Genomic DNA, 24,286 nt, shown 5'->3' with positions numbered 1-24,286 from the left:
TCTGGTGAAGAATCAAGCTGTCTCGACGGCTGCTGTGTTGTAGTTGCGTCGGACGTATTCATGATATTTATGGGCAATGTGCGTTCCTGGCTTGAGGCAGTTCGCGACGACTCCTAACACTGGATTACCAGACAGTTGCAAGCCTCGTAATGCTTCGATCAATGCCGTTCGTCCCGTATTTCCTAACCCCACAACCAGCACACTGCCATCGGTTTGACCAGCGAGAATCAAGCTGTCCGAAAACCCCAAAACGGGTGGAGCATCATAAATAATCAAGTCGTAATGTTCCTTGAGTTCCTCCATCATCTGTTTCATCCGCGCGGAAGAAAGCAGGCGACTTGCATCGCTCTGAGCAGTTCCAGCCGTCAAAACAAACAGATTTTGCTCGATCGGCGAGGGTTGAATCAATTGATGCACCGAGATATCTGAAGTTAAGCATTGGCTTAACCCCTGTTCGTTCGGAACTTTTGCATAAGTGTGAATTTTGGAGCGGTACAAATCCGCGTCGACAATCAAAACCCGCTGTCCCATCGTTGCGGCTGCCAAGCCCATATTTAACGCAACCGTAGATTTCCCATCACTTGCCAATGCTGAAGCAACGACGACCGAATGCAATGGAGCCTGCAAGTTCGACATTGATAAGCTGAGGCTTAAACTCCGAAAGGCTTCTCGGAAAATTGCAGCATCTTCGCTTAAATCGATCGAGAAGGTTTGAGCAGGGTGAGTTGAAGCTTCGATCGACGCAGGCAAGTTTCGCAGCGATGTCATCGCAGGCAAGCTGAGTTCGCCCAAGTTTTTGTAGAAGGGAATTACGCTCAACAGCGGGAATTTTGTATCCTGCTTTAGATCATCTGCTGAGTACAACACATCATCGAGCTTGTCTACCAGTAATGCCGTAAGCACCGCGAGAAATAGACTCCCCACCAGTCCTAAACCTGCACTTTGCGGAATCGATGGGAAAATCGGGGCGGGGCGTTGACTCGGGGCAGCAATAATTTGCCAAGGCTGAGTATTTTGTGCGGCTTCGATTTGCAGACTCTCACGACTGGCGAGAAAGCGATCGAGACTATCGTTGGCGACTTTCAGTTCTCGCTGTAAATCGACATTCTGACGCACGAGCGCAGGAACCGTTCTCAGGCTGGCTTGAAGCTGTTCAGCCGTTCTCACTAGAGAAACATTCCTCGCCTCTAATGCTTTAATTTCATTACTCACGGTCACCAGTTGACGATTCAGTTCGATCAGCGCTCCGCTTAAGTTTCCTTGAGCTTGAGTCATGCCAGTCGTACTGAGGGTGCGCTTCGCTTCTCGCTCCATCTGCGCTAAAATGCCCTCTCGCCGCTTCATTAAAGCTTGTACTGGTGGAGCATCGGGAGTGAGCCGTTCTACATTAATTGAGAGCTGTGTCTCTATCTGCTGAAGCTGTTCGCGCAAGCCCTGGAATGTCTTTGATTCACTGAGAGCAGAGGACGCGATCGCGATTTCAGGACTATTGCCTACTTGCTTTCTCAGGGTAGTATATAGTGCTCTTAACTCAAATAACTTCGCTTGAGTCCCTTTCTGCTCTGACTCGATCTCTCCACTGAGCTTAATTAAGTAGCCTGCGCGATCTTCAGGATTGACAAGGTTGTTTTGTTCCCGAAACGACTCAAGTCTTCCCTGGATCTGGTTCACACGATCATAGAGATTAGGCAGTTGTTTCTCAACAAACTTAACGCCTTGCTGCAAATTGCGGCTTCGCAGTTGTTCCCCATATTGAAGATAGATTTCGGACAGCTTTTGAGCTACAAATAATCCTTGAGTTGCATCGTTATCCAGATAACTCACCTCAAGAATCTCGGTGTCTTTCAGACGTGTGAGCGAGAGATTACCCAGAAGTTGATCCGGTGTCAGCGAAGGATGGTCTTTTTTCAGTGAAGTTAACGCAGGTTCAAGTATCTGTGCGCTTCTGAGCACTTGCATTAAGGTTGTATAGTTAATGCCCGAACTCTGCTCTCCTAAAGGCGTTCCGAATTGTTGTCCCGGACTTGACTTTGTCGGTTCAATTAATAATCTAAACGTACTCATGTAAATGGGCTTACGGGTGACTGCCCACGCCATCGTTGTACTGAACAATATCAGCGCCACCGTCCCAACAAATACTTTACGTCGCCGCACTACGTCCCAGACTTTTTTCAAATCGAGTTCAGGGCGATTATCAGTGCCTTTAAAGCTGAGAAAGTGCAGGGAGTTCCCCGTTTCTTGGCTCAGATCAGATTGATACAACTTCGACAAGGGATTCTTACTCATGCAACTTAAGGATTTTTACTCATGCAACCTAGAAAGGGTAATCCGTGATGCCACCCGCGCACATCTGCTGACACATCACACTATGATCAAGTTGCGCCTAGTATTGATCAAGTTGCGCCCAGTATTTCATACCGTTTTGCTTTGAGAGTCCGTAAGAGTACTGAACCTGCTCCCTTGGAATTACGGAGAATCTAGGGATATTACAGAGTGTGAGTCGGACACGATCGCTTACTGTAAGTCAGCCTCCCCTGATTCTTTCTTACTTCGTTGATGTGACTGCATTATGAATGAAGCTCTCAATCGCTTGATGTCCCGCGTTTGTCTTGCGCTCACGGCAACCGCAGTCCAACCGTTTGCAGCACTGGCACAGTCTCCGATACCGACTGCCCGATCGATGCCGCTGCCTGTGTTGCAATCGTCGCCTGTTCCTCCGGGAGTGCAGCCTGCGCCGACTGCTGCGACAGTTGCCGTACCTGTCGATAGCAGCTATAAGCTGGGTGCAGGCGATCTGATGCGGGTGGAAATGTTTGATATCCCTGAGTTGACCTTTGAGCCGCGATATACGGTTTTGCTGGATGGCGCGTTGAATTTGCCCTGGGTTGGTGGCGTTTCGGTACAGGGATTAACGATTGCTCAAGCAACCGAACAACTGAAGGAGCGCTACAAGAAATTTGTGCAAAATCCGGTGATTACGGTCAGTTTGCTGGCACCTCGTCCTTTGAAGATTGGCATCATTGGGGCTGTGAATCGTCCGGGGTCTTATATTGTGAACACGATCGGCAGCGAAATCACACAGTCCAGTTTGGCGCAGCGGAGTTCTTTTGAAGGGGGAAGCCAATGGCCCACCGTTTCTAAAGCGATTCAGACCGCAGGTGGAATTGCTCAGATGGCAAACATTCGGGAGATCGAAGTCCGTCGCCCTCAAGTCGATGGTTCACAAGAAACAATCAAGATCAATTTGTGGAAGTATTTGCAAGCGGGTGAACTGGCGCAGGATGTACCGCTAAAAGACGGCGATACGATTTTTGTTCCAACTGCAACTAAACTTGATCCAACCGAGGTGAGCAGTATAGCCATGAGCAATTTCTCACCAGAGCAGATTCAGGTGAATGTTGTTGGTGAGGTGATGCGACCCGGAGGAGTGGCAGTGCGTCCGAATTCTACACTCATGCAAGCTGTTTTAGCTGCCGGAGGAATCAATCCAGGGCGAGGAAATCGAGCAAAGGTCGAGCTAGTTCGATTGATGCCGGACGGGAAAGTCGATCGGCGAGAGTTCAAGTTTGATGTGACAAGAGGATTAGACGAGGCTTCTAATCCGGCGATTCGTCAAAATGATGTCATTGTGGTCAATCGCAGTGCGACCGCGAAGGTGTCTGATTTGTTAGGTGCGGTTGTTAGCCCGATTACGGGAGCATTTGGACTATTACGGCTTTTATTAGGGAACTAATAGCGGGTTCTACTGAGCTAAAAAACTCCGACTTAAAAGATCGGGGTTTTTTACGTGATCGTTTGTGCGATCGTTGCTTTGCAATATGCCTACCCAGTTCTCAATGCTTCTACTCAGTTCAGACGCTGAATTGATAGGGCAGTGGTTGAGCTTGATCAGCACACTGTGAGAAACAACTAGAATTTTGAGCGATTTTTCGGCAAGCAGTTGAAATAACCGCACATTTACGTAGCTTCAAAAGAAAAGACACTCAGTACAATCCAATCACTGGAGTTCAAGCATCTACCAAGCTGCATTGTCTCTACAGCCGCCGCCTTGCTGCTTCTGTGTTGCATTGCTCTATTTTTTGCAATTTGCCTGTTGCCTACATTGTGACACTGCTATTCTTGCCATGTCTTACTTGCCAACCTCAGATCACCTTGTATCGTCCCATTCTATTCGCGCTGTAGAACGTGATTCAAGTGCTCCACTTCGGATTTGTCACTTATCAAAATACTATCCACCCCAGCCTGGAGGAATCGAAACTCATGTTAGAGCATTGGCAACTTCACAAGCTGGATTAGGCGCAAAAGTGGATGTTGTCTGTGTGAATGCATGTGATCAAACAGGTCAAGAAACGAGCCGAACGACTACCATCGAAGAAGTCGATCGCAATGTTCGCGTGATTCGCTTAGGGCGATTGGGAACAGTAGCACGGTTTGATTTGTTTACTGCCTTTTCTCAGCACTTCAGCAGAAAGGATTTTTCCTATGATATTGCTCATTTACACGCACCCAATCCGGCAATGGCATTGCATTGGGCGCTAGCAAATTCTTCTGTGCCGCTTGTGGTGACGCATCACAGTGATATTGTGAAGCAGCAAGTCCTTAAGCATGTTGTAAATCCCTTATTAAACTATGTATATGAACGTGCAGCGCGAGTTCTGGTCACAAATCCGAGCTATTTAGCAGGATCAGCTTTTTTGCGTCCGTACCAAGAGCGCGTTGAAGTGTTGCCATTAGGAGTTGATTTGTCGGTCTATCGACAACCGAGTGCGGCTGCGATCGCGTATGAGAGAAAGCTTAGAGCTACCTATCCAGGCCCAATTTGGCTTTGTGTAGGACGATTGGTTTACTATAAAGCGCTGCACATTGCAATTTCAGCCTTGCAAAAAGTTTCCGGAACTTTGATCATTGTGGGCAAAGGAGAGCTTGCTGAGTCCCTGCGGCAACATGCAATCGACTGTAGCGTAAGCGATCGTGTGGTGTTTCAGCGGCATGTCAGCCAGGATGAACTGATTGGAGCTTATCGTGCTGCGACCGCTTTATGGTTTCCGTCGAATGCTCGGAGCGAAGCATTTGGCTTGGTGCAAGTGGAAGCAATGGCGAGTGCTTGTCCTGTGATCAATGCAGCAATTCCGGATAGTGGAGTCACTTGGGTGAGCCGTCATGAAGTTGAGGGATTAACCGTGCCAGTGAATGATCCCGACGCACTGGCGAATGCTGCGAATCGATTGCTGCGAGAGCCACATCTGCGTGGTAAGTTTGCGATCGCGGCTCAAACCCGATCGCAGCAGTTTGACCAAGTGTTGATGGCGGAAGAAAGTTTACGAATCTATCAGCGGGCAATTCATCAAGGAGTGGTACAGCCAATTTTGGTTTAGATGAAGAGAGAATAGGTGATGAAAATTCTGCATTTGTATGCTGGAAATTTATTTGGAGGGATTGAGACCTATTTAGTGACATTAGCCAAGACTCAAACACTAATGCCACAAATGCAGCATGAATTCGGGCTGTGCTTTTCGGGGCGATTGATGAGTGAGCTTCAGCAGGCAGGCGCGATCGTGCATGAGCTGGGGGCGGTGAAAGTTCGCAAGCCTTGGACAGTGTGGGCAGCGAGATCGCGACTAAAAGCACTCTTGCGGCAAGGGCATTTCGATGTGGTGATTGCTCATGCTTGCTGGGTACAGGCAATCTTTGGAGCAGTGGTGAAAGCACAGAAACTGCCGCTAGTATTTTCTGCTCATGATACGGTATCGGGTCGTGGATGGTTAGAGCAATGGGCTAAAAGAACAGTTCCGCATCTAGTGATTGCGAATAGTGATTTCACTAGATCGACGCTCAAGCTTCTTTATCCATCGTCTCCTAGCTGCTTACTCTATCATCCGGTTTTAAATTCGGCTGATCCGGATCAAGCTTCATTGCGGCGATCGGTGCGATCGCAGTTTCAGACCCCCGATGATCAAGTTGTGATGATTCAGGCTTGCCGTTTAGAACCTTGGAAGGGGCATCGATTGTTGCTGTCAGCATTGGGACAACTTAAAGATGTGCCAAACTGGGAGACGTGGATTGTGGGAGGAGCACAGCGTTCGCATGAAAAAGCTTATCTAGCTTCGCTTCAGGCGGAAGCAAAAGCATTAGGGATTGATGGTCGCGTGAAGTTTCTAGGTCAGCGATCGGATGTACCAAACTTGTTAGCTGCTGCTGATATTCATTGTCAACCGAATAGTGGAGGAGAGCCGTTCGGGATTGCTTTTATTGAAGCACTGTATGCTGGACTGCCTATTGTTACAACTGCGATCGGGGCTGCACCAGAAATTGTGAATGATACTTGTGGGTGTTTAGTACCTGCGGGAGATCCAAGCGCGATCGCTCAAGTTCTAAAGCGATTAATGACGGACGCAACAGAGCGCGATCGGCTGTCGCAAGGTTGTGTCGATCGAGCAGTCGCGCTTTGTGATCCAGCACAACAATTAAGTAAGCTATGTAAAATTCTCAGCCTAGAGCTTTCACTTGAAGCTCCGGTACAAACACCAAAGCTAACGACTCGCTGATTTTATGGTAAAGCTTTCTCTCAATGGGAAAACTACGATCGACATTTTGTATCGTTTTTGAGCACTTGCATGAACAAACTACTCACAGCTACTCTTACCAGTGCCTTTCTGCTCTTAGGGGCGGCAAAAGCTTCTGCTCTTACCGTTCTCTACGATGGCTCTGCGGGCAATTTTCCAACGAATCAAGGCTGGTTTTCAAATGGAACTGGCTCTCAATCTTTTAGTAGTGGCGGCACAATTCTCGATACAAATGGTAGTAGTGGAACGGACTTTAGTATCCGAACTGGCTACGCTCGGACTCCTGGTTTGGCTCCCTTGGGTGTCAGCTTAGACGCAAATAGCGGATTTAATTTGCGGTTTGATTTGGAATTGCTGAATGAGGCTCGTAATAGCGCAGCGTCAAACAATACGGCAGTCGATAACACCGACGATCGTGCAGGTTTGAGCATTACTGTGATCAGTTCTGATGCTTCAAAAGCGATCGAGCTTGGATTTTGGACAGATCGAATTTGGGCGCAGCAAGATGGGGCAGTCAAGGCTGATCCAAGTACAACAAATCTTAATCCACCCACACCCATTAGCCCAAGTGGAACGCGGTTCACTCAAGCAGAAGGAGCTGCTTTTAATACGCAATCAAGCGTGAATCGTTATGACTTGTCGTTTTTAGGCAATAGCTATTTTCTCTATGTTAATGGCGATTACAGCACACCTCTACTCACAGGACGTTTGCGGGACTACCGACCCGAAGCTGCTTTTGGAGGAGTCTCAGCTATCTATGCAGCGCCTAACTCTGTGTTTATAGGAGATAATACAACTTCTGCAAGAGGGAGCTTTAGGCTAAATCAGGTCGAGTATTCTCCAACGCCAGTTCCTTTTGCGTTTAATCCATTGTTGGGGTTTGGTGTGATTGGACTGACTAGATTGCGTAAGATAATTGTCAAAAGGGCTAAACGTTAAGAGGGTTAGAAACGGTCAGCGCCCAAAGCTCTCAGCACAGATGCCAGGAAATCAAACCAAGCATCAGATCAAGTTAGCCTCACTTGGCGCAGGCTCCATCGTGGGAAAGCTGCGTTTCAATCACGATCGTTTCATAGTTTAGTTTTTGCAAAACTTCAGTGAGCAATTGTTTAGCGCTGTTGTTGGCTGATTCGAGAATATTGCTTTCACAAGCTTCTTGGCGGATGGCTGCGATCGCTTTGAGTTGCGCTTCTTCTTCCAGTTCGGCAGAGGCTTTGGGGGCAAACCATTCACTATAGTTTGCCAGAATGGTCGAATGTCCCACGTTTAGCCCGATGTCTCGAAGGTAAGGTGCAGGCAGCACTAGATGAACTTTACCCGGACTTACAGATTTCACTTGCAACTGTTTCAGATCAATCCCTGCTTGCACTTGGGATACGCCTTCGTAAACCAGGTTGGTTTGTCCAACTTGTAAGCCAAACACGTCACTCGGTTTTTCAATACGGATGGTCGCTTTAGCTGTCATTGTCGCTGAGGTGAGTTGATCTGCGTTTTGCAGTCCTGAGAAGATAAGATTTCTCACCTCAACCGTGGTTGCGGAATGCGGTAGGAACTGTAAACCAAATAGACCGAGCATCAGAAGCACGATCGCGCTCACAATCAGCCACTTAAATTTCTCAACGATCGGATTGATCACCGTTTCCACACTTTGACTCAGCAACGCGTCCCAAAACCGCATAACCCTGCTCCTAAACTCCAGTGCTAATGGTGATTCTAGCTGAGAATAAGTTTGCCCGTTGTTAAGTACGCCGAGATCGATTCCATTTTGCAGTAGACTGAGCAAGACGCGATCGAACTTCAATAAAATGACAGGCTCTAAGATTGGTGTAGCAGTTGTTGGAACGGGATTTGGGCAGAAAGTTCACATTCCTGGACTTCAAGCACATCCACGGACTGAAGTGGTTGCAATCTATCATCGAGACGCACAAAAAGCACAAGCGATCGCACACGCTCATCAAATTCCTCACGCTTGCTCAACGATCGAGGAAGTTCTGGCACTGCCAAACCTTGATGCTGTCAGCATCTCAACGCCGCCATTTTTGCATTTCGACATGGCAAAAACGGCGATCGATGCCGGGAAACATTTGCTGCTAGAAAAACCCACCGCATTAAACGTGATTCAAGCAAAAGACTTGTATCGTCGATCGCTAAAGAATCGCGTTGTTACCAGCATGAACTTTGAGTTCCGTTTCGTTCCCGCTTGGCAGCATTTCGCGGATCTGCTTGTTCAAAATTACGTCGGACAGAAACGCTTAATCAAAATCGATTGGCTCGTCTCTAGTCGCGCTGATGCCTCTCGCCCCTGGAATTGGTACGCCTGCAAAGATCAAGGCGGCGGTGCGTTGGGCGCACTCGGCTCTCATACGTTTGATTACATCGCGTGGCTGTTTGGTGAAGTCGATCGCTTAACTGCCAGTCTTAGTACCGCCATTTCGAGCCGTTTTGATCCCGCTACAGGCGAACTCAAACCCGTCGATTCCGATGACACTTGTAATATCACGCTGGAACTGATAGATGGAACTCCCTGCCAAATCTGTATCAGTTCCGTTACCGCTCAAGGACGGGGCCATTGGATTGAGGTGTATGGCGATCGCGGCACTCTCATTCTCGGCAGCGACAATCAGAAAGACTACGTTCACGGATTCAAGCTCTGGGGCGCACCTATAGGACAAGAACTCGTAGAACTCGAAATTCCGCCGCACTTTGCGTTTAAGCAAGTGTTTGCAGATGGACGCATCGCGCCGTTTATCCGCGTCGTTGATCAATGGGTGTTGGGGATCGATCGCCAAGAGTCCCTTTCACCTTCCTTAAAAGAAGGCGTATATTCACAACTCCTGATGGATCTCGCGCACGAATCAAACGAGACTGGAACTTGGGTGAACGTACCGCAATGGTAAAGAGGTTAAATCTCCTCATCAGGTGCGACCTCTAAATACAAGCGAATGAACTCCGATGCTGCCTTCGGATTCACTGACTTTAACGCCTTATAAATTTCAACTACAACTTCAGCTAATGGATCACGCTCACCCCGGAGCCAGCGACTGAAGTTCGATCGATTCACCCCCATCATCGCCGACAGTTGATATTGCGTGATGCTGTGGGATTCAAGCACCTGCCTTAATGCGCTCCCTGCTCTTGACATAGTCTGCTCTGCATAACAGTGGATGCTTTGACTATATCGGTTTTTAACCTCTGTGCAAATAAATTGAATCGCACCTATGGTAGTCGAAGTATTTTTTAGGTGAGTCGATGTCTCAGCCACGCGCCCAATAGCGGCAAGGCAATCCGATAGCCCAACTCAGCTCCGTACACCAAACCCTTCTGCTCTAAGCTTGCTAGCGCTCCTTGCAGCCCGCCCCCCCGCGACAGATTGTGCTTCTGAATATACTCGCGGGCATGAGGGCTATCTGTTGGATCAAGCGCCAAGCTTTCTAGCACCCGGACTTGGCTATACGGCAACAGCAAAATCAGCGACTCAAACGTTACCGAAAGATCTTGAATCAGCCCGATCGCAGCGCGATCGACATGATGCGGCTGAATCACGGTGACTGGCTCAAAATTCTTGCGAACCGCTTCACGTTTGCCATACTCCAGCCAAATCCGCCGCGCCAGCGTAATCGCATCGCCAAAATGCCCCTGCACATAGTTGAGAAACAGCACTAAGCTCTCTGGTTCAAGCTCTAACCGCTCAGTCAGCATCGCTTGAGCAATCCAAGTTTGCATCGTTTTATTCGCTATGGGACTGAGCGACACGACTGGCAATTCTTTCGTCTCTGTCCAACGCTCTGCCACAGTTGCGATCAGCGCATAGCTCACCCGACTCTGCCGCCGGACTTCCTGACGTAAATACTGCTCCCATTTATTCGACCGATCGAATGACCTCAGATGCGGAAAGTTCAGAAATACAATCACCACCCGACTGTTAAACCATTCCGCTAGGGCTTGTGGTAGCCTCAAAAGCGCCTCAAACAAAGCCCATTCCTTACCCGGTGACGAATGCCAGATAATCTGGGATCTGCCGCCCGTCGATCGCAAAATGAACGGATGATCTTTACTCCAGAGATCGATAAAGGTCAGTTCTTCGGGAGATTCAAACGTCGTGACGATCGCGTCTGCAAGTAACTGCAAGAATCGGCAATAATTTGTAGCGCGGAGACAGTCGATTTCTAACACTTTTGCGCCACAATCACGAGCCGCCGCTCGAATCAGAGTACGCCGACCAATTCCGGGCACACCTGCTAAGAGCAGATCGCGATCGCTGAGCAAAATTCGACTGACTTGATCGAGTTCTTGATCTCGCCCGATTAACTGAGGGGGAAGAAACGGATGGCTCACCATTATTTAAAGTCGCAAATCTGCACTGCTCAATCTGTAACCTGCTCAATCTGTAACCTGCTCGATCTGTACCTTCAGACGCTTCACACCGGTATCCTGAAACGGTATTGTCTAGATTTTATAACGGATTTGGAAAAAATACTAATTGCTAGTGCTATGCTTTGTCTGTTGGGCACTATGTTAAAGTGCCACACGGCAGTTATCCCATAACTTCTGAGTCTCTTATGTCTGGTCATTCACTTCCGTCGCCAACCACAGCTTGGCATACCTTAGATACCACCCAATCGCTCTCAACCCTGAAAAGCGATGTCCAGTCGGGTTTAAGTGAACAAGAGGCGGCACTCCGCCTGGATCAATACGGAACTAACGAGCTAGAGGAATCTGGCGGTCGTAGCCCGTGGGAAATCTTGATCGATCAGTTCAAGAACGTCATGTTGCTGATGCTGATTGGTGTCGCTCTCGTCTCTGGAATTCTCGATCTGATCGCACTAACGCAGAACAATCTCAAGCCTGGTGAAGTGCCTTTTAAGGATACGATCGCGATTCTGGCGATCGTCGTGCTAAATGGTGCATTAGGGTATGTTCAGGAGAGCCGCGCTGAAAAAGCGTTAGCAGCACTTAAGCAACTTTCGTCGCCGAGGGTACGTATCCTGCGGGGAGGACGAGTCACCGAGGTCGATTCCAAGTATCTGGTGCCGGGTGATGTGATGCTGGTGGAAGCAGGGGTTCAGGTGGCGGCAGATGGGCGGATTCTCGAAGCGGCAAACCTGCAAATCCGAGAAGCAGCACTCACCGGAGAAGCCGAAGCCGTCAACAAAAACGCCAATATTACGGTCAGAGAGGATGCGATGCCTGCCGATCGGATCAACATGATCTATCAAGGAACCGAAGTAGTCAACGGTCGCGGCACGGTGGTAGTGACCGGAACCGGAATGCGAACGGAACTCGGGAAAATTGCTGCACAAATTCAGGGTGTGGAATCAGAGCCGACTCCGTTGCAGAAGCGGATGGATCAGTTGAGTAAAGCGCTGGTGACAGGGGCACTGGTTCTGGTGGCGATCGTCGTGATCGGTGGCTTGATCATTACTCGCGATTTCAGCAAACTGCAAAACTTGCTGCAAACCTCGCTCAGTATGGCGGTGGCAGTCGTGCCTGAAGGCTTGCCTGCGGTCATTACAGTAACGTTGGCGATCGGAACTCAGCGCATGGTGCGTCGGCAAGCGTTGATTCGGAAGCTGCCTGCGGTAGAAACGCTGGGGTCTGTGACGACGATTTGTTCTGATAAAACTGGGACTTTGACCCAGAACAAAATGGTGGTGCAATCGCTTCATACGATTAGCTCCAGTCCAAAGATTACAGGTGAAGGCTATGCACCCGACGGCGAATTTCTGATCAATGGATCGAGAATTATTCCCTCAGATCAGCCGGAATTGAGAGCCTTGCTTCTCGCTTGTACCTTGTGTAACGATTCGATTCTGCAACAAGAAGGCGGACAGTGGATTATTATCGGTGATCCAACTGAGGGAGCGTTGTTAACGGCTGCGGCGAAAGCAGGATTAGAGCGCGATCAGTGGAGCAGCAAACTTCCGCGGGTTTCAGAGTTTCCGTTTTCGTCCGATCGCAAACGCATGAGTGTGATCGTCAAAGATGCCGCAGGCTTACTGCAATCGGAAACAGACTTTCTCTCTACGCCTTTCTTGATGTTCACGAAAGGATCGCCAGAAATTGTTCTAGAGCGCTGTCATCAGATTCAGATTGGCGATCGCGTCGAGTCAATTACTCAAGCTCAGCGCGCTCAGATTCTTCAGCGCAACAATGAACTTGCTGGAAACGGTCTGCGGGTCTTGGGATTCGCTTACAAGCCTCTGAAAGAAGTGCCGCCAGAAACTGCCGACGAAGCTTCAGAGCAAGGATTAGTCTGGTTAGGCTTGGTGGATATGCTCGATGCGCCGCGTCCTGAAGTGCGCGAAGCGGTGAAGCGATGCCGCACCGCAGGCATTCGTCCGGTAATGATTACTGGAGATCACCAACTGACCGCCAGCGCGATCGCACAGGATTTGGGCATTTCCAAACCCGGAGATGAAGTGCTAATTGGGCGCGAACTTGAAGTGATGAGCGACCAAGAACTCGAACAGAACGTCGATCGCGTCAGTGTGTATGCGCGGGTTGCACCGGAACACAAGCTGCGGATTGTAAAAGCGCTCCAGCGTCGGGGACAAATTGCCGCAATGACCGGAGACGGAGTAAATGATGCCCCTGCACTGAAGCAAGCAGACATCGGGATCGCAATGGGAATCACCGGAACCGATGTGAGTAAAGAAGCTTCGGATATGGTGCTGCTGGATGATAACTTTGCGACGATCGTTGCTGCGACCGAAGAAGGGCGCGTGGTTTATACCAACATTCGCCGCTTTATCAAATACATTCTGGGATCGAACATTGGGGAAGTGATTACGATCGCCGCTTCAGTGGTGTTAATTCCAGCCGTCGCTGCCACCGGAAGTGTCCCGCTCACACCGCTACAAATTCTGTGGATGAACCTTGTGACCGATGGGTTACCTGCGTTGGCGCTGGCGGTTGAACCGGCAGAACCGAACGTGATGAACCGTCCGCCGAACAATCCGGGAGAAAGCATTTTTGCGCGCGGCTTGGGGACGTACATGATTCGCATCGGGATCGTGTTAGCGATTCTCGCGATTTCAACGATGGTCTGGGCGTACAATTACACGACGACAAACTTCGGCGGCAACTTGGATGCCGATCGCTGGAAAACGATTGTGTTTACGACTCTATGTCTCGCACAGATGGGACACGCGATCGCAATTCGCTCCAACAATCGATTAACGATCGAACTGAATCCGTTTACCAATCTCTATGTTTGGGGCGCGGTGATTTTGACTTCGATTCTGCAATTGTTGTTAGTGTATGTTGCGCCGCTACGCGCCTTCTTCGGCACACACTATCTACCGTTCAACGAATTGATGGTTTGTGTGGGTGTGAGTGCATTGATGTTTGTGTGGATTGAACTAGAGAAGTTATTCTTCCGGTTCTATTTCAGCCAGAAGCGCTAAGTTCAATTTCTCATCAGCCTTAAGCCGCTCTCAGATCGAGGGCGGCTTTTATGCTTGATTTGATACACTTGGGAAGAATTCGGGGATTATCCGAATTCCGAATGCTCAGTTCTGTCGCTTATATGTATCTGCGCTCCCTGCATCTTCGCAATTTTCGTAACTATCACGACCAGCACATTGATTTTACGGCTGCAAAAACGATTCTGCTCGGCAACAATGCTCAGGGAAAGTCGAATTTGCTGGAAGCGGTGGAGCTATTGTCTTCGCTAAAATCGCATCGAACTTCCCGCGATCGTGATTTGATTTACGACGGTGAAACGCTGTCTCAAATCACCGGAAACTTAAAGCGCGAAATTGGAGGAATTGAGCTAAGCATGACGCTGCGCGAAAGTGGGCGGCGATCGGTCGCGCAAAATGGGGTATCAATGCGGCGACAACTCGATTTTCTCGGCACGTTAAACATGGTGCAATTTTCTAGCTTAGACCTGGACTTAGTGCGGGGAGGGCCGGATCAGCGTAGACATTGGATTGATGCGCTCTTAGTTCAACTTGAGCCGATTTATGCGTATGTGCTGCAACAATATAACCAAGTGCTGCGGCAGCGAAATGCTTTACTCAGAGCGCGATTAAAAGAGGAAAGTGAAGGCAGAGCCGTTTCATCACCGGATTTAGCGCTGTGGGATGCTCAGTTAGCGATCGCCGGATCAAGAGTAATTCGACGGCGTGCGAGAGTGTTAGGTCGATTAGCGCCGTTTGCGGAACAGTGGCATCAAGCAATTAGTGGTAGTACGGAAAAGTTAGAGATTCACTATGCGCCGAATGTTACTGCTGAGACGGATACGCCGGAAGCGTTGCAGCAGGCATTTTTAGAGAAAATTCAGGCAAGAGCGATCGCAGAACAACATCAAGGAACGACGTTAGTGGGAGCGCACCGGGATGAGGTGGAGTTTTTGATTAATCAAACGCCTGCTCGTCAGTATGGTTCACAGGGTCAACAACGGACTTTAGTTTTAGCGTTGAAGTTAGCAGAGCTTAAATTGATTGAAGATGTGATCGGAGAGCCGCCGCTTTTATTGTTAGATGATGTGTTGGCGGAATTGGATTTAAACCGACAAAATCAATTGTTAGAAGCGATTCAGGATCGGTTTCAGACCTTGATTACCACAACACATCTAGGATCGTTTGATGCTCAATGGATAGATTCAGCACAGATTTTAGAGGTGAAGGCGGGACAACTTTATCAAGCGTGAGCTGGGTTCTCTCACTGCGTTTGAGTTGTCGGGAAACGAACTGATTGTATGAATCTCATACCAAATTGATCTTTAATCGCTACAGCTCTTGCAAGCCCCCTAGATCCCCCATTTGGGGGACTTCAAGCCAAAGAAGAAGATTGGATTCTCAAAGTCCCCCAAAATGGGGGATTTAGGGGGCACGACTGGACATCAACGAAGCGAAAAATCCGCCGAACTCAGGTATCTATTAACTCTCCAACATCTGCAAGTGATACAAGCTGGCGTAGAGTCCACCCAAATCTAAAAGCTCGTCGTGCGTTCCCGATTCGACAAGCTGACCGCGTTTTAATACCAAGATGCGATCGACATTCCGAATCGTCGAAAGTCGGTGAGCAATAATGATCGCAGTGCGATTCACTAGCAATCGTTCTAACGCTTCTTGGATCAGGGCTTCGGTTCCGACATCTAAGCTGGCGGTCGCTTCGTCCAAAACGAGAATTCTCGGATCGCGGATCGCTGCGCGAGCAAATGCAAGAAGCTGTTTTTGCCCGCCAGAGAGATTCGTGCCGCGCTCCCGCAGCATGGTGTCGTAGCCCTGGGGCAATTGTTCGATCAAGCGATCGACATTGGTTTGCTCAGCCGCCGATCGAACTTGCTCAAAGCTGTAAGATTCTCCTAGCGTGATGTTGCTCTTCACATCCCCTGCAAACAGAAAGCCATCTTGCAAAATAATCGCCATTCGTCGCCGCAGTTCTGCCTGAGGCAAATCGCGAATATCTACTCCATCCAGTAAAATTCTGCCTCTAGTGGGGTCGTACAACCGACTGAGTAAGCGAATGATCGAGCTTTTCCCGGCTCCGGTCGGTCCAACTAACGCAACTTGCTCACCCGGACGAATCGTGAAATCGAGGTTTTGCAGCACATATTCATCCGACTTGTAGGCGAACGAGACGTTTTCAAAGCGGATTTCACCTTCGTTTTTAGAAGGAGGAATATGTCCGTCTGCCCGATCGCGAATCTCGATCGGTTCCGTCAAAATCTCGCTGACGCGCTCAACTGCGGTAAATCCGGCTTGAATTGCGGTGAATTTTTCGGCAAACTGACGCAACGGATCAAACAGACGTTGAGCATACAGAATAAAGGTTGAAAGCACCCCAAAGTTGAGATTTCCACCTGTGACGAGCCAGCCACCAACCCCAAGAACGCCTGCGATCGCAACAAGCGAAACCCATTCCAAGGTGGCAGAAACCGCAGAATCGTGAAAGATCGTGCGATCGACTTCTTTGATATAGCGCTTATTCACAGTGCGATATAGTTCACTGTTAAATTGCTCTCGTCGGAACAGTTGCACCACTCCAATTCCAGTGATGTTCTCTTGCAACATCGAATTGAGTTCCGAAAGTTCCTCACGCGCTCGATAGTTCGCTTTGCGGTACTGCTGCTGAAAATACACAATCAATCCCGTCACCGGAATCAGCATGGAAATCAACAGTAACGCCAGTTGCCACTGAATCAGGAACATTGCGCCCGCGATAAACAGCATCGTTGCCAGATCGCCAATGACCCCGATCGCACCTGTTGAAAAGACTTCTCCCAAAGCTTCGACATCACTGGTGAGGCGCGTGATTAACTTCCCAACTGGAGTGCGATCGAAGAATCGCACCGCCAACGAAGTCACATGAGTAAACAAATCACTCCGAATATTCGCAGTAATTCGCTGACCGACATTCTGAACTAAGAAGCCCTGAGCCGCATCGAACACCAATCGAAGTAAGACGGTCGCAAGCAATAAAAGCGCTAGAGCATTTAATCCAGTTTCCAGAGAGAAGTCGCGCAAAAAACCAAAGGGAAAATCGAAGGCGGAAGGTTCACGCTTCAACAGAGAAACTGCTTTACCAATCAGAATCGGCTGTACGGTGCTGGCGATCGCTGACGGAACCAGAAACACCAGCGACAGCAGCAAAAATCGCGCATTCCGACGGGCGTAAGGCGCAAGGCTGAGAAATAAACGCCAGTCAGTTTGTTGGGGGCGGCGAGAAGAAATCATACGATCGCGGCAGTAAGTTGATTCCGAATTTGATCAATAACGTGACTCACGTTGTCCGTATCCAGCCGATAGCTTAAGGGGTGAGCAATCAGCCGCGCTGTACTGTGAAACAACACATCGATTTCGATCAGTCCGTTTTCTCGCAGAGTGTTTCCAGTGGCGACTAGATCGACGATCGCTTCTGACATTCCCGTAATTGGGCCTAACTCGACTGATCCGTAAAGCGGCACGATTTCGACCGGCAAATCTAAGTTCTCAAAATACTCACGGGCGCAGTGAACAAACTTAGATGCCACACGACCATGCAGCGGCAATTCTAACGACGATCGATAATGACTCGAAGCCTTCACCGCAACCGACATCCGGCACTGCCCAAACCCTAAATCCACCAGATGCGCTACATTCGGCGTTTTTTCTCGTAGCACGTCATAACCCACGATTCCAAGCTGTGCCTGCCCGTATTCGACATACACCGGAACATCTGCATTCCGCACCAATAAAGCTTTCGCGGTTCCAGTTGGGTCTGTAATTTGCAGTTGTCGATTGCCAGGTTCGAGAAACGCGCTAAAATCTAGCCCGATCGCGTTTAATAACCGAATACTGTCTTTTAATAATCCGCCTTTCGGCAATGCAACCGTCAACATACATCAAACTCTTTAAGAGAAATGTCAGAATCTATATCTTAGATCCGGATCGATTCTTTTTCCTTTAAGTCTTGGGGCATGAAAATTCTGCTGGTCGATGATGAAATTGAAATGGCTGAACCACTGAGCCGTTCGTTGACCCGTGAAGGGTATGAGGTGGATGTCGCGCAGGATGGCGATCGTGGCTTACAGCTTGCGTCGGCAAATCAGTATGATTTGTTGATTTTGGATTGGATGCTGCCGGGGCACTCTGGCTTAGAAATTTGTCGGCATCTTCGATCGCGCAGGGACGCGACTCCGGTGCTGTTTCTCACGGCAAAAGATACGATCGACGATCGTGTTCAGGGACTCGATGCCGGGGCAGATGATTACATCGTCAAGCCGTTTGAATTGCGAGAACTCTTGGCGCGAGTGCGAGCATTATTGCGCCGACCGACGACGATCGAGCCTGCTGTTATCCCTCGATTGCGGGTCGATGGCTTGGAGTTAGATGTCCAAAATCAAGTGGCATATCGCAATGGTCGAGCGATCGAGCTTTCCGAAAAAGAGAGTCAACTGCTTGCCTATTTGATGCGGCAACCAAATCAGCTTCTGACGCATGAGCAAATTTCACAGTATCTCTGGAGCGAGAGTGAGAAACCGACCAGTAATGCTTTGGTCGCGCAGATTCGACTACTCCGTCGCAAGATAGAAGCGAAAGGCGAAACCCCGTTGATTACGACTGTTTATGGTAAAGGTTATCGATTTGGAAGCGCTTGAACTTCATTAGGAAGATACTCATTTTTAGACTCATCTACTACAATTAAGTGCTCTCCAATCGTTGTTCGACGAGTCCCGACGTGCCGCAATCTGATTTATCTTCACAGACTTTTATCGATTGTATTAACAAGGTGAAAGCCTTATCGCTGCAAGAGTTCGATCGACAGATTCAAGCCCATCAACTGTATTATCACACCCGCGATCATATTGCTCAGGTGCAGCGTCGATCGCAGTTGATTTATGAAGCCATTCGATCTGATTTGGGCGCAGATGCGATTGATCAAATTGAACGCTTGCTTGATCTTTGTGTGATTGCTCACGACATGGTGCAAGTGTTTGAAGTGCAGTTACAGCCTCATATGGCGAGATATCGAGCGATGGGTATGAGTGAGGCTGCAACCCTTGAGCGGCTGTTTGACTATCTTGATTTGCACTGTTCGACGGTTTCGATTGAAGGTGATCGATTCATCATTCGATCTGCGATCAATGCAACAATTTGTAATTTTGATGTGAGAGAACAATCTATCTATCAGCCTGCTCTCAATCAACCCGACTTGCCGATCGTCGCTCGGATTCTCGCACTTGCGGATTTAGGTGCGTTAGGAATAGATGGCATTGCTATGTACAACCAGGAAGGCAGCCTATTGTTTTTGGAAGAAAACTTAGATGTGGTGCCATTGTTGCAATCCGGTGCGATCGTTGATCTTGAAGCGACTGATCCAGCACTTGCAGAGAACATTCGACAACGCTTGTTAAGACGCTGCAGATTTCAGGTGAATTTGGCAAAAAGCCGATTGGCAAGGTTTGAGCAGGAGATCGAAGCGTTTCCGAAGGATGCGATCGATAAGCTGCGTCGAGAGGTGTTTCAGTATCTAACAGCGGAAACGATTCAAGAAGTAGAGGCGACGACACCGACGAGCGATCGGACTTCGTTGAAAGAGTTACTAGAGTTCTTTGACTTTGAACAGTATCTCAGATGACTTAGGTTCCTGGAAGTTGTGTGCGATTGCGATCGTAGACTTCGTAGAGGCGTTTGAGAACTTCGATCGGGATGCCAGCAACAGGGATGAGAATCTTAGTGGCTTCGATGCCACCTGCAAAGATGACGCTGAAGATGTCTTGCCAGCGCTGCCAGTTTTGCGGATTGTTTTGGGGCATGGTGGCGAAGCCGTTGATTAAGATATCAAAAATTTCTGCGTCGGTTTTGGTCGGATATTTAGTTCGTAGTTTCGTAAGGAGATCAGCAAGCTGCTGATTCGCTTCAGCGTTTGACTCTGGAGCATAGTGATGCTGAATGCTAATTTGATCGCCTTGAATCGTGACATCGCCGGAGTTAATATTGCCGACTTGATTGATGTAGAAAATGGATTGGTTTTTGGGAGATTGGGTCATGGGGGTTGAAGAATCGATTTGAAGTTGGTTGAGCCAGTGATGAATCCATTCTGCTGGAAATTCTTCTAAATCGTCTGGTGAGCGACTTCCCACTGGGCAACAATATCCGAAAGAATCTCCCTGAGATGGTTTGCACTGGGAGAGCGATCGTTGTTTTGGGGAGTTTGTCGATCGGCTTCATGCTTTTGTATTAGGGTGTAATTCATCTACATCCTGTAAGATTTGCTCGTATAAACTAGAATGAACACGAAACTTAGCTTGGGTAATGAGTTGATCTAGAACAGGTTTAAGTTCAGGAATTAGCTTCTCCTTCTTTGCAGCAACGAGCACTCCCAACAGTCCGGTAATTCTTAATCCATAGCGTTGAGCAACACCTCTGCCTATTCGTTCATCAATCAGCAATCGATCAGCTTGAACCGCTATCGCCAAAGTGATTGCTTCCGCTTCTCCTGGATCTAATTCAATAGATAGGGTTGCAACTAATGCCTCGTCAGAGACAGTTTCAATCTGAATCCAATCCGCAGATCGAATTAATGTAATATCAACGCCCAGATTTTCCAGCGCACAAACCTCCTGATAAACACGCTGAGGAATCATCACTGTGCCATAAAGTTTCTGTAAGATGGACAGTTGACCAATCTGAAGCAGATTACTCACTGGAGACGTATCACTAATGATGATCATCGCCAATTATTGCTGCGAAGGCTTTCGATGTCTGCTTTATAGTCATCTATGTCGTAATGAAGACTGATGCCACGATCGAAGAGTAATCCTTGAAATTCTAACTGCTGCATTCCTGCAATATGGCTAGCGGTGCCGAGAGTGATTAATTCTTGCTGAAACAATGAGACTGCCACCTCTCGTAACCAATCTGCTTGGGAGAGAGTTTTGTTTTGAATGATTTCGTCGGGAATGTCGATCTTAACTTGCATGGTTTTAGGCTCCTATCAATGTTTCTATTTCACATCTTCGAGGACTGCGATCGCTAAAGATTTAGTTTGTCGTTTAGACTCCGTAATCAGGTGTTTCGCTGAGTTTGTCGATGTAGGTGATGATTGCTTTTGCCCAAACGCTTTCCTCTAGATAGTGTTTGGCAACTTCTCCTAGAGTCGCTTTGATGGCTTGAAAATGTCGTTCTGGATTGAGAAGTTGTTGGCGGAGGGTTGCGAGTGGATGATTTTCGGATCGTCGAATTTCGGTAAATTCTGCGTCGATAATGTCAAGGGCTTGCGTTTTGGTGGTGATGTAAGGATGTTGAGCTTGAAGTTGAGTGAGAAGTTGTACAAGTTGTTGAGTGGCTTCGGTGTTAGGCTGTGAACCATAATTGTGCTGCGTGACTTGGGGATTGCTGCCCTCAGCAGCATAGTTGATGCCAATGTTTGCATTTTGTTGATTGAAAACGGGCTGATTCATGATGACTGTTCCTGAAGTTTGTTTTGTTATAGCGTTTAGATCGTTGTTTTGGGGAGTTTGTCGATCGGCTTTCTGTGCTTCTAGATAGTTTTGAAAGACTTCATCATCATAGTATTCACATTTTTCTTGAATAGCAAAAATAGCATCACTAACATATTCACGTTGATGCACTAGCTGAAGCTGGTAAAGCTGCGGCACTAGTTTCGGATTCGCTATCTTTCCTAGTGATTCAGCAGCGCATGTTTGAACACCAACGTCTTCATCTTTTTCTAACGCATTGAGTAAGGCAGAAGAGATCTCATCACTTTTGCCAACAATTTGCCCCAATCTTCTAGCTGCACTCATTCGACTCATGTTTTCTGTATCTTTCAAAGCTTTAATGAATTGAGCAATATCTCCCACTTCGCCGCCAATTCTCCACAAAGCTTGAGTGATATGCTTTCGGACTGTACTATTTTCATCCTCTAGATAATCTGATAAGGCAGAAATAATTTGACGATCATCTTTGTCAATGAAATCCTGCCCTAAATTATCAAATACCATAGCAGCACTTTCTCTGACTATTTCAGCAGAATCGCCAAGAGCATTGAGCAGAACTGGAAGGATTTCTTTAAGTCTCAATTTTTCCAATCCAAGAATTACGTCCGCGCGAACAAGGATATTTGGGCTAGTTAAGGCTCTTTTTAGAACAGATAGTGCGTCTACACATCCTGTTTCGCCTAATCCTTCAGCAGCAGCTTGAGCTAAAAATATAGCCCTTCGATAGCTTTCATGATCCTCACTATCCGTAAAATAACTTGTTCCGTTTAATAAGTTTTCTAGAAGCGGTAGAGCTTTCTTTTTTTGTATTTTACCGATGGCTTTAATCGCACTCGCTTGAACGTTCAGATCTGTATGCTCGCATAGTGTGAGTAAACTCTGTGAAGCCTCTGTACATTCCAGGTGCCCTAGAGCTTCGATTAGACGAATTAACACATTGGCATGAACAACCCGTAAGTTCTGCAAGTGCCATAAGGAATAAGGCTCTTCAGCATTTGACAACTCATTTTGCAACGCTCTAGTTAAAGATGCACATGCAGTTTTGCAATTTATTGACATCAGCCCAAACGCAGCATTCATTCGAGCATTAGAATTTTCATCTAAGAGCGCTTCGCAGAGGATTGTTTCTACGGTCTGTCCTCCAATTCTACCTAAATCGAGACTTGCACTCCAGCTAACAGTATCATCTTTATCTTTTAATGCTTTCTGTAAGGCAATAAGCGCTAATTGAGGATCAGCTTCAACTAGAGCATTAGCAGCATTTGCGCGAACAATAGCCTTTTCTAAAGGATCAGAAATAACATTTTGCAACATGCACCTTGCAATCTGATTTCTTGTCTTCCCTAACGCAATCATGCAAGAACTGCGAATTTCAGGTGCTTCTGTCTTATTCAGCAACTTGGCTATTAGAGTAGAGATAGTAAGCTGGCTGACAGATTGATCAACAACTTCTGCTAATTTAACAGCAGCAGCTCTACGAACATCATAATTCTTGTGATCTAAGGTTTTAACTAATGCCTCTAATGCAGACTTAGTTCCTAGATTTGCTAGAATCGTGACAGCAGTTAGACAGATGTTGTTATCCTCAGACTCAAGAGCTTCAGCAATTAGAGGGAGCATTGTATCTGAATGTGCCATCCCTAAAAGGTATAGGCGAAAATGCTCAGAAATTGGTTGATTGACAATTAAATCAATAGTTTTAGATTGAAGGCTTTCGCATACCTTTCCCGCTAATCGCGCTCCTAACATCCAATCTATTTCTAACCCTAGCTTCACTATCGATAGTGCGTGCGCTTCATCTTTCAACAACCCCAGCATCAATGCGATCGGCTCCGTCCATTTCAAAAAATTCAAAAACTCCCACTTCAATCGCTCATCATCCAACTTCGGCAACTGCTCCAACAACGCTTCTGCTGCGTAATATTCTTGAATAAGTTGATGCCGAAATTCGATTTGGTCTGCGTTTTTAATTTGTAACAGATGATATTTAAGCAGGTCATCCAGAAGATCCCGGACTGGAAATAATTCATTCGGAAAGATTCGACTTAACTCTTCTTCTGCTTCGCCTCGCGGAATCACATATTTAGGATCAGCAGGCGTTTTTCCTTGAATCATCAGAAATGCCAAAGCCTTCAAAGCCTTTTTCCACAACCTTCGATCGCTAAGTGGTCTCACATCTCCTTTCAATACGGCAACTTCATGCTTACGAACACTACTGATCTCATACGCAGTTGTAAAGAACTGAAACGTTTCTGCTAGATTGGATGGCAGACGCGCATCAGGCATCTGCTTGGTCACCTCGCACAGCATCCAAAGCAGCAACGGCGTTTGCCCAAACTCGCGCAATCGATCGTTCAACTGCCGCAACATTTGCTCGGCTTGCTCTGCTGACAAGTATGCTCGAATAAACGCCTCCATTTGTTCGGGCTTGAGCGGGTGCATTTCTAATTGCGCCTCAATTCCCAGATCTCCACCCAAACTCAGATCTCGCGTCGTATAGACTATTGGAATGCGCCGATGATTGCGGCGAAAGGCGGAAAGCTGCGATCGTGCCTCTTCCGATGGCAATTCATTCACCCCATCGAACAGAAGCAGCGATCGCTTTAACGCTTCCTCAAACAATTCAGCAGGCATCTCATGTCGCATCAACGAATCGCGGATTAATTGCTCGATCGACCCCTGCCAATACCGCAACTCGACCAACACTGGAAGTTTTGAGGATGCGATCGTTGCTTCTTCCAGCATCAATCGCGCCAGTGCTGTAGACTTCCCCGAACCCGGTCGCCCGACT

Annotated in this window: 20 protein-coding genes; 9 read left to right on the top strand and 11 right to left on the bottom strand. The window is 47.8% G+C overall.

Annotated features, from left to right (window positions below; genetic code table 11):
- Window positions 1–12: 12 nt before the first annotated feature.
- A complete protein-coding gene (locus tag NC981_RS18505) occupies window positions 13–2,286 on the bottom strand; it encodes a polysaccharide biosynthesis tyrosine autokinase (protein ID WP_348244296.1) in 2,274 nt (757 codons plus the stop codon).
- A gap of 283 nt (window positions 2,287–2,569) precedes the next feature.
- On the opposite strand from NC981_RS18505, the gene NC981_RS18500 reads away from it, so the two are divergent.
- The 4 genes from NC981_RS18500 to NC981_RS18485 all read left to right on the top strand — a co-directional run bounded on the left by NC981_RS18500 (window position 2,570) and on the right by NC981_RS18485 (window position 7,502).
- Complete coding sequence (locus NC981_RS18500; RefSeq protein WP_348244295.1) at window positions 2,570–3,733, top strand: polysaccharide biosynthesis/export family protein; 1,164 nt, start codon at window positions 2,570–2,572, stop codon at window positions 3,731–3,733.
- Between the two features lie 391 nt (window positions 3,734–4,124).
- The gene (locus NC981_RS18495; protein ID WP_348244294.1) at window positions 4,125–5,375 is read left to right on the top strand and encodes a glycosyltransferase; all 1,251 of its coding nucleotides are present in this window, start codon (window positions 4,125–4,127) and stop codon (window positions 5,373–5,375) included.
- 18 nt (window positions 5,376–5,393) lie between these two features.
- Window positions 5,394–6,545 carry a glycosyltransferase family 4 protein gene (locus tag NC981_RS18490; RefSeq protein ID WP_348244293.1) on the top strand — a complete coding sequence of 384 codons (1,152 nt, stop codon included), beginning with the start codon at window positions 5,394–5,396 and terminating at the stop codon, window positions 6,543–6,545.
- 69 nt (window positions 6,546–6,614) lie between these two features.
- Window positions 6,615–7,502, top strand: coding sequence for a hypothetical protein (locus NC981_RS18485; protein WP_348244292.1), 888 nt, complete (start codon window positions 6,615–6,617; stop codon window positions 7,500–7,502).
- Between the two features lie 79 nt (window positions 7,503–7,581).
- Here NC981_RS18485 and NC981_RS18480 read toward each other — a convergent pair whose 3' ends face one another.
- Window positions 7,582–8,241 carry a DUF4230 domain-containing protein gene (locus NC981_RS18480; RefSeq protein WP_348244291.1) on the bottom strand — a complete coding sequence of 220 codons (660 nt, stop codon included), beginning with the start codon at window positions 8,239–8,241 and terminating at the stop codon, window positions 7,582–7,584.
- Between the two features lie 127 nt (window positions 8,242–8,368).
- Here NC981_RS18480 and NC981_RS18475 point away from each other — a divergent pair, with 127 nt between their 5' ends.
- Complete coding sequence (locus NC981_RS18475; RefSeq protein WP_348244290.1) at window positions 8,369–9,460, top strand: Gfo/Idh/MocA family oxidoreductase; 1,092 nt, start codon at window positions 8,369–8,371, stop codon at window positions 9,458–9,460.
- A 5-nt stretch (window positions 9,461–9,465) separates the two neighbouring features.
- On the opposite strand, the gene NC981_RS18470 is transcribed toward NC981_RS18475, so the two are convergent.
- Entirely contained in the window at window positions 9,466–9,705 is a 240-nt protein-coding gene (locus NC981_RS18470; RefSeq protein WP_348244289.1) for a helix-turn-helix transcriptional regulator, read from the bottom strand.
- A 95-nt stretch (window positions 9,706–9,800) separates the two neighbouring features.
- The gene (locus NC981_RS18465) at window positions 9,801–10,901 is read right to left on the bottom strand and encodes an ATP-binding protein (RefSeq protein ID WP_348244288.1); all 1,101 of its coding nucleotides are present in this window, start codon (window positions 10,899–10,901) and stop codon (window positions 9,801–9,803) included.
- Between the two features lie 221 nt (window positions 10,902–11,122).
- On the opposite strand from NC981_RS18465, the gene NC981_RS18460 reads away from it, so the two are divergent.
- Together NC981_RS18460 and recF are read left to right on the top strand one after the other, a co-directional pair.
- Complete coding sequence (locus tag NC981_RS18460) at window positions 11,123–13,969, top strand: cation-translocating P-type ATPase (RefSeq protein WP_348244287.1); 2,847 nt, start codon at window positions 11,123–11,125, stop codon at window positions 13,967–13,969.
- Window positions 13,970–14,091: 122 nt separating this feature from the next.
- Window positions 14,092–15,219, top strand: a complete 1,128-nt coding sequence (gene recF / locus NC981_RS18455) for a DNA replication/repair protein RecF (protein ID WP_348244500.1) — start codon at window positions 14,092–14,094, stop codon at window positions 15,217–15,219.
- A gap of 229 nt (window positions 15,220–15,448) precedes the next feature.
- Here recF and NC981_RS18450 read toward each other — a convergent pair whose 3' ends face one another.
- Window positions 15,449–17,248, bottom strand: coding sequence for an ABC transporter ATP-binding protein (locus NC981_RS18450; protein WP_348244286.1), 1,800 nt, complete (start codon window positions 17,246–17,248; stop codon window positions 15,449–15,451).
- Complete coding sequence (gene hisG / locus NC981_RS18445; RefSeq protein ID WP_190378387.1) at window positions 17,245–17,892, bottom strand: ATP phosphoribosyltransferase; 648 nt, start codon at window positions 17,890–17,892, stop codon at window positions 17,245–17,247. Before hisG ends, NC981_RS18450 begins: the two co-directional genes overlap by 4 nt.
- A 78-nt stretch (window positions 17,893–17,970) precedes the next feature.
- Here hisG and rppA point away from each other — a divergent pair, with 78 nt between their 5' ends.
- Window positions 17,971–18,651: a two-component system response regulator RppA gene (rppA, locus tag NC981_RS18440; RefSeq protein ID WP_348244285.1), complete on the top strand. Its 681-nt coding sequence runs from the start codon at window positions 17,971–17,973 to the stop codon at window positions 18,649–18,651.
- A gap of 80 nt (window positions 18,652–18,731) precedes the next feature.
- Window positions 18,732–19,631, top strand: coding sequence for a hypothetical protein (locus NC981_RS18435; protein ID WP_348244284.1), 900 nt, complete (start codon window positions 18,732–18,734; stop codon window positions 19,629–19,631).
- 1 nt (window position 19,632) lies between these two features.
- On the opposite strand, the gene NC981_RS18430 is transcribed toward NC981_RS18435, so the two are convergent.
- The 5 genes from NC981_RS18430 to NC981_RS18410 form a co-directional block, all read right to left on the bottom strand.
- Window positions 19,633–20,136, bottom strand: coding sequence for a hypothetical protein (locus tag NC981_RS18430; RefSeq protein WP_348244283.1), 504 nt, complete (start codon window positions 20,134–20,136; stop codon window positions 19,633–19,635).
- Window positions 20,109–20,249, bottom strand: a complete 141-nt coding sequence (locus NC981_RS18425; protein ID WP_348244282.1) for a hypothetical protein — start codon at window positions 20,247–20,249, stop codon at window positions 20,109–20,111. The genes NC981_RS18430 and NC981_RS18425 overlap by 28 nt, the downstream gene beginning before the upstream one ends.
- Complete coding sequence (locus tag NC981_RS18420; protein WP_348244281.1) at window positions 20,221–20,727, bottom strand: DUF3368 domain-containing protein; 507 nt, start codon at window positions 20,725–20,727, stop codon at window positions 20,221–20,223. Before NC981_RS18420 ends, NC981_RS18425 begins: the two co-directional genes overlap by 29 nt.
- Window positions 20,724–20,975, bottom strand: coding sequence for a UPF0175 family protein (locus NC981_RS18415; RefSeq protein ID WP_348244280.1), 252 nt, complete (start codon window positions 20,973–20,975; stop codon window positions 20,724–20,726). The genes NC981_RS18420 and NC981_RS18415 overlap by 4 nt, the downstream gene beginning before the upstream one ends.
- 73 nt (window positions 20,976–21,048) lie before the next feature.
- Window positions 21,049–24,240, bottom strand: coding sequence for a HEAT repeat domain-containing protein (locus NC981_RS18410; RefSeq protein ID WP_348244499.1), 3,192 nt, complete (start codon window positions 24,238–24,240; stop codon window positions 21,049–21,051).
- Window positions 24,241–24,286: the final 46 nt, after the last annotated feature.

Origin of the sequence: Leptolyngbya sp. DQ-M1 (assembly GCF_039962505.1) — a bacterium.
In the GTDB taxonomy this organism is placed as follows: Bacteria; Cyanobacteriota; Cyanobacteriia; order Leptolyngbyales; family Leptolyngbyaceae; genus Leptolyngbya.
This window is presented reverse-complemented; position numbering and strand designations above follow the sequence as displayed.

Excerpts from the sequence above, each read along its gene's own strand:
- NC981_RS18505 (WP_348244296.1), bottom strand. The coding sequence starts at position 2,286 with ATGAGTAAGAATCCCTTGTCGAAGTTGTATCAATCTGATCTGAGCCAA.
- NC981_RS18500 (WP_348244295.1), top strand. The coding sequence starts at position 2,570 with ATGAATGAAGCTCTCAATCGCTTGATGTCCCGCGTTTGTCTTGCGCTC.
- NC981_RS18495 (WP_348244294.1), top strand. The coding sequence starts at position 4,125 with ATGTCTTACTTGCCAACCTCAGATCACCTTGTATCGTCCCATTCTATT.
- NC981_RS18490 (WP_348244293.1), top strand. The coding sequence starts at position 5,394 with ATGAAAATTCTGCATTTGTATGCTGGAAATTTATTTGGAGGGATTGAG.
- NC981_RS18485 (WP_348244292.1), top strand. The coding sequence starts at position 6,615 with ATGAACAAACTACTCACAGCTACTCTTACCAGTGCCTTTCTGCTCTTA.
- NC981_RS18480 (WP_348244291.1), bottom strand. The coding sequence starts at position 8,241 with ATGCGGTTTTGGGACGCGTTGCTGAGTCAAAGTGTGGAAACGGTGATC.
- NC981_RS18475 (WP_348244290.1), top strand. The coding sequence starts at position 8,369 with ATGACAGGCTCTAAGATTGGTGTAGCAGTTGTTGGAACGGGATTTGGG.
- NC981_RS18470 (WP_348244289.1), bottom strand. The coding sequence starts at position 9,705 with ATGTCAAGAGCAGGGAGCGCATTAAGGCAGGTGCTTGAATCCCACAGC.
- NC981_RS18465 (WP_348244288.1), bottom strand. The coding sequence starts at position 10,901 with ATGGTGAGCCATCCGTTTCTTCCCCCTCAGTTAATCGGGCGAGATCAA.
- NC981_RS18460 (WP_348244287.1), top strand. The coding sequence starts at position 11,123 with ATGTCTGGTCATTCACTTCCGTCGCCAACCACAGCTTGGCATACCTTA.
- recF (WP_348244500.1), top strand. The coding sequence starts at position 14,092 with ATGTATCTGCGCTCCCTGCATCTTCGCAATTTTCGTAACTATCACGAC.
- NC981_RS18450 (WP_348244286.1), bottom strand. The coding sequence starts at position 17,248 with ATGATTTCTTCTCGCCGCCCCCAACAAACTGACTGGCGTTTATTTCTC.
- hisG (WP_190378387.1), bottom strand. The coding sequence starts at position 17,892 with ATGTTGACGGTTGCATTGCCGAAAGGCGGATTATTAAAAGACAGTATT.
- rppA (WP_348244285.1), top strand. The coding sequence starts at position 17,971 with ATGAAAATTCTGCTGGTCGATGATGAAATTGAAATGGCTGAACCACTG.
- NC981_RS18425 (WP_348244282.1), bottom strand. The coding sequence starts at position 20,249 with ATGAATTACACCCTAATACAAAAGCATGAAGCCGATCGACAAACTCCC.
- NC981_RS18420 (WP_348244281.1), bottom strand. The coding sequence starts at position 20,727 with ATGATCATCATTAGTGATACGTCTCCAGTGAGTAATCTGCTTCAGATT.
- NC981_RS18415 (WP_348244280.1), bottom strand. The coding sequence starts at position 20,975 with ATGCAAGTTAAGATCGACATTCCCGACGAAATCATTCAAAACAAAACT.
- NC981_RS18410 (WP_348244499.1), bottom strand. The coding sequence starts at position 24,240 with ATGCTGGAAGAAGCAACGATCGCATCCTCAAAACTTCCAGTGTTGGTC.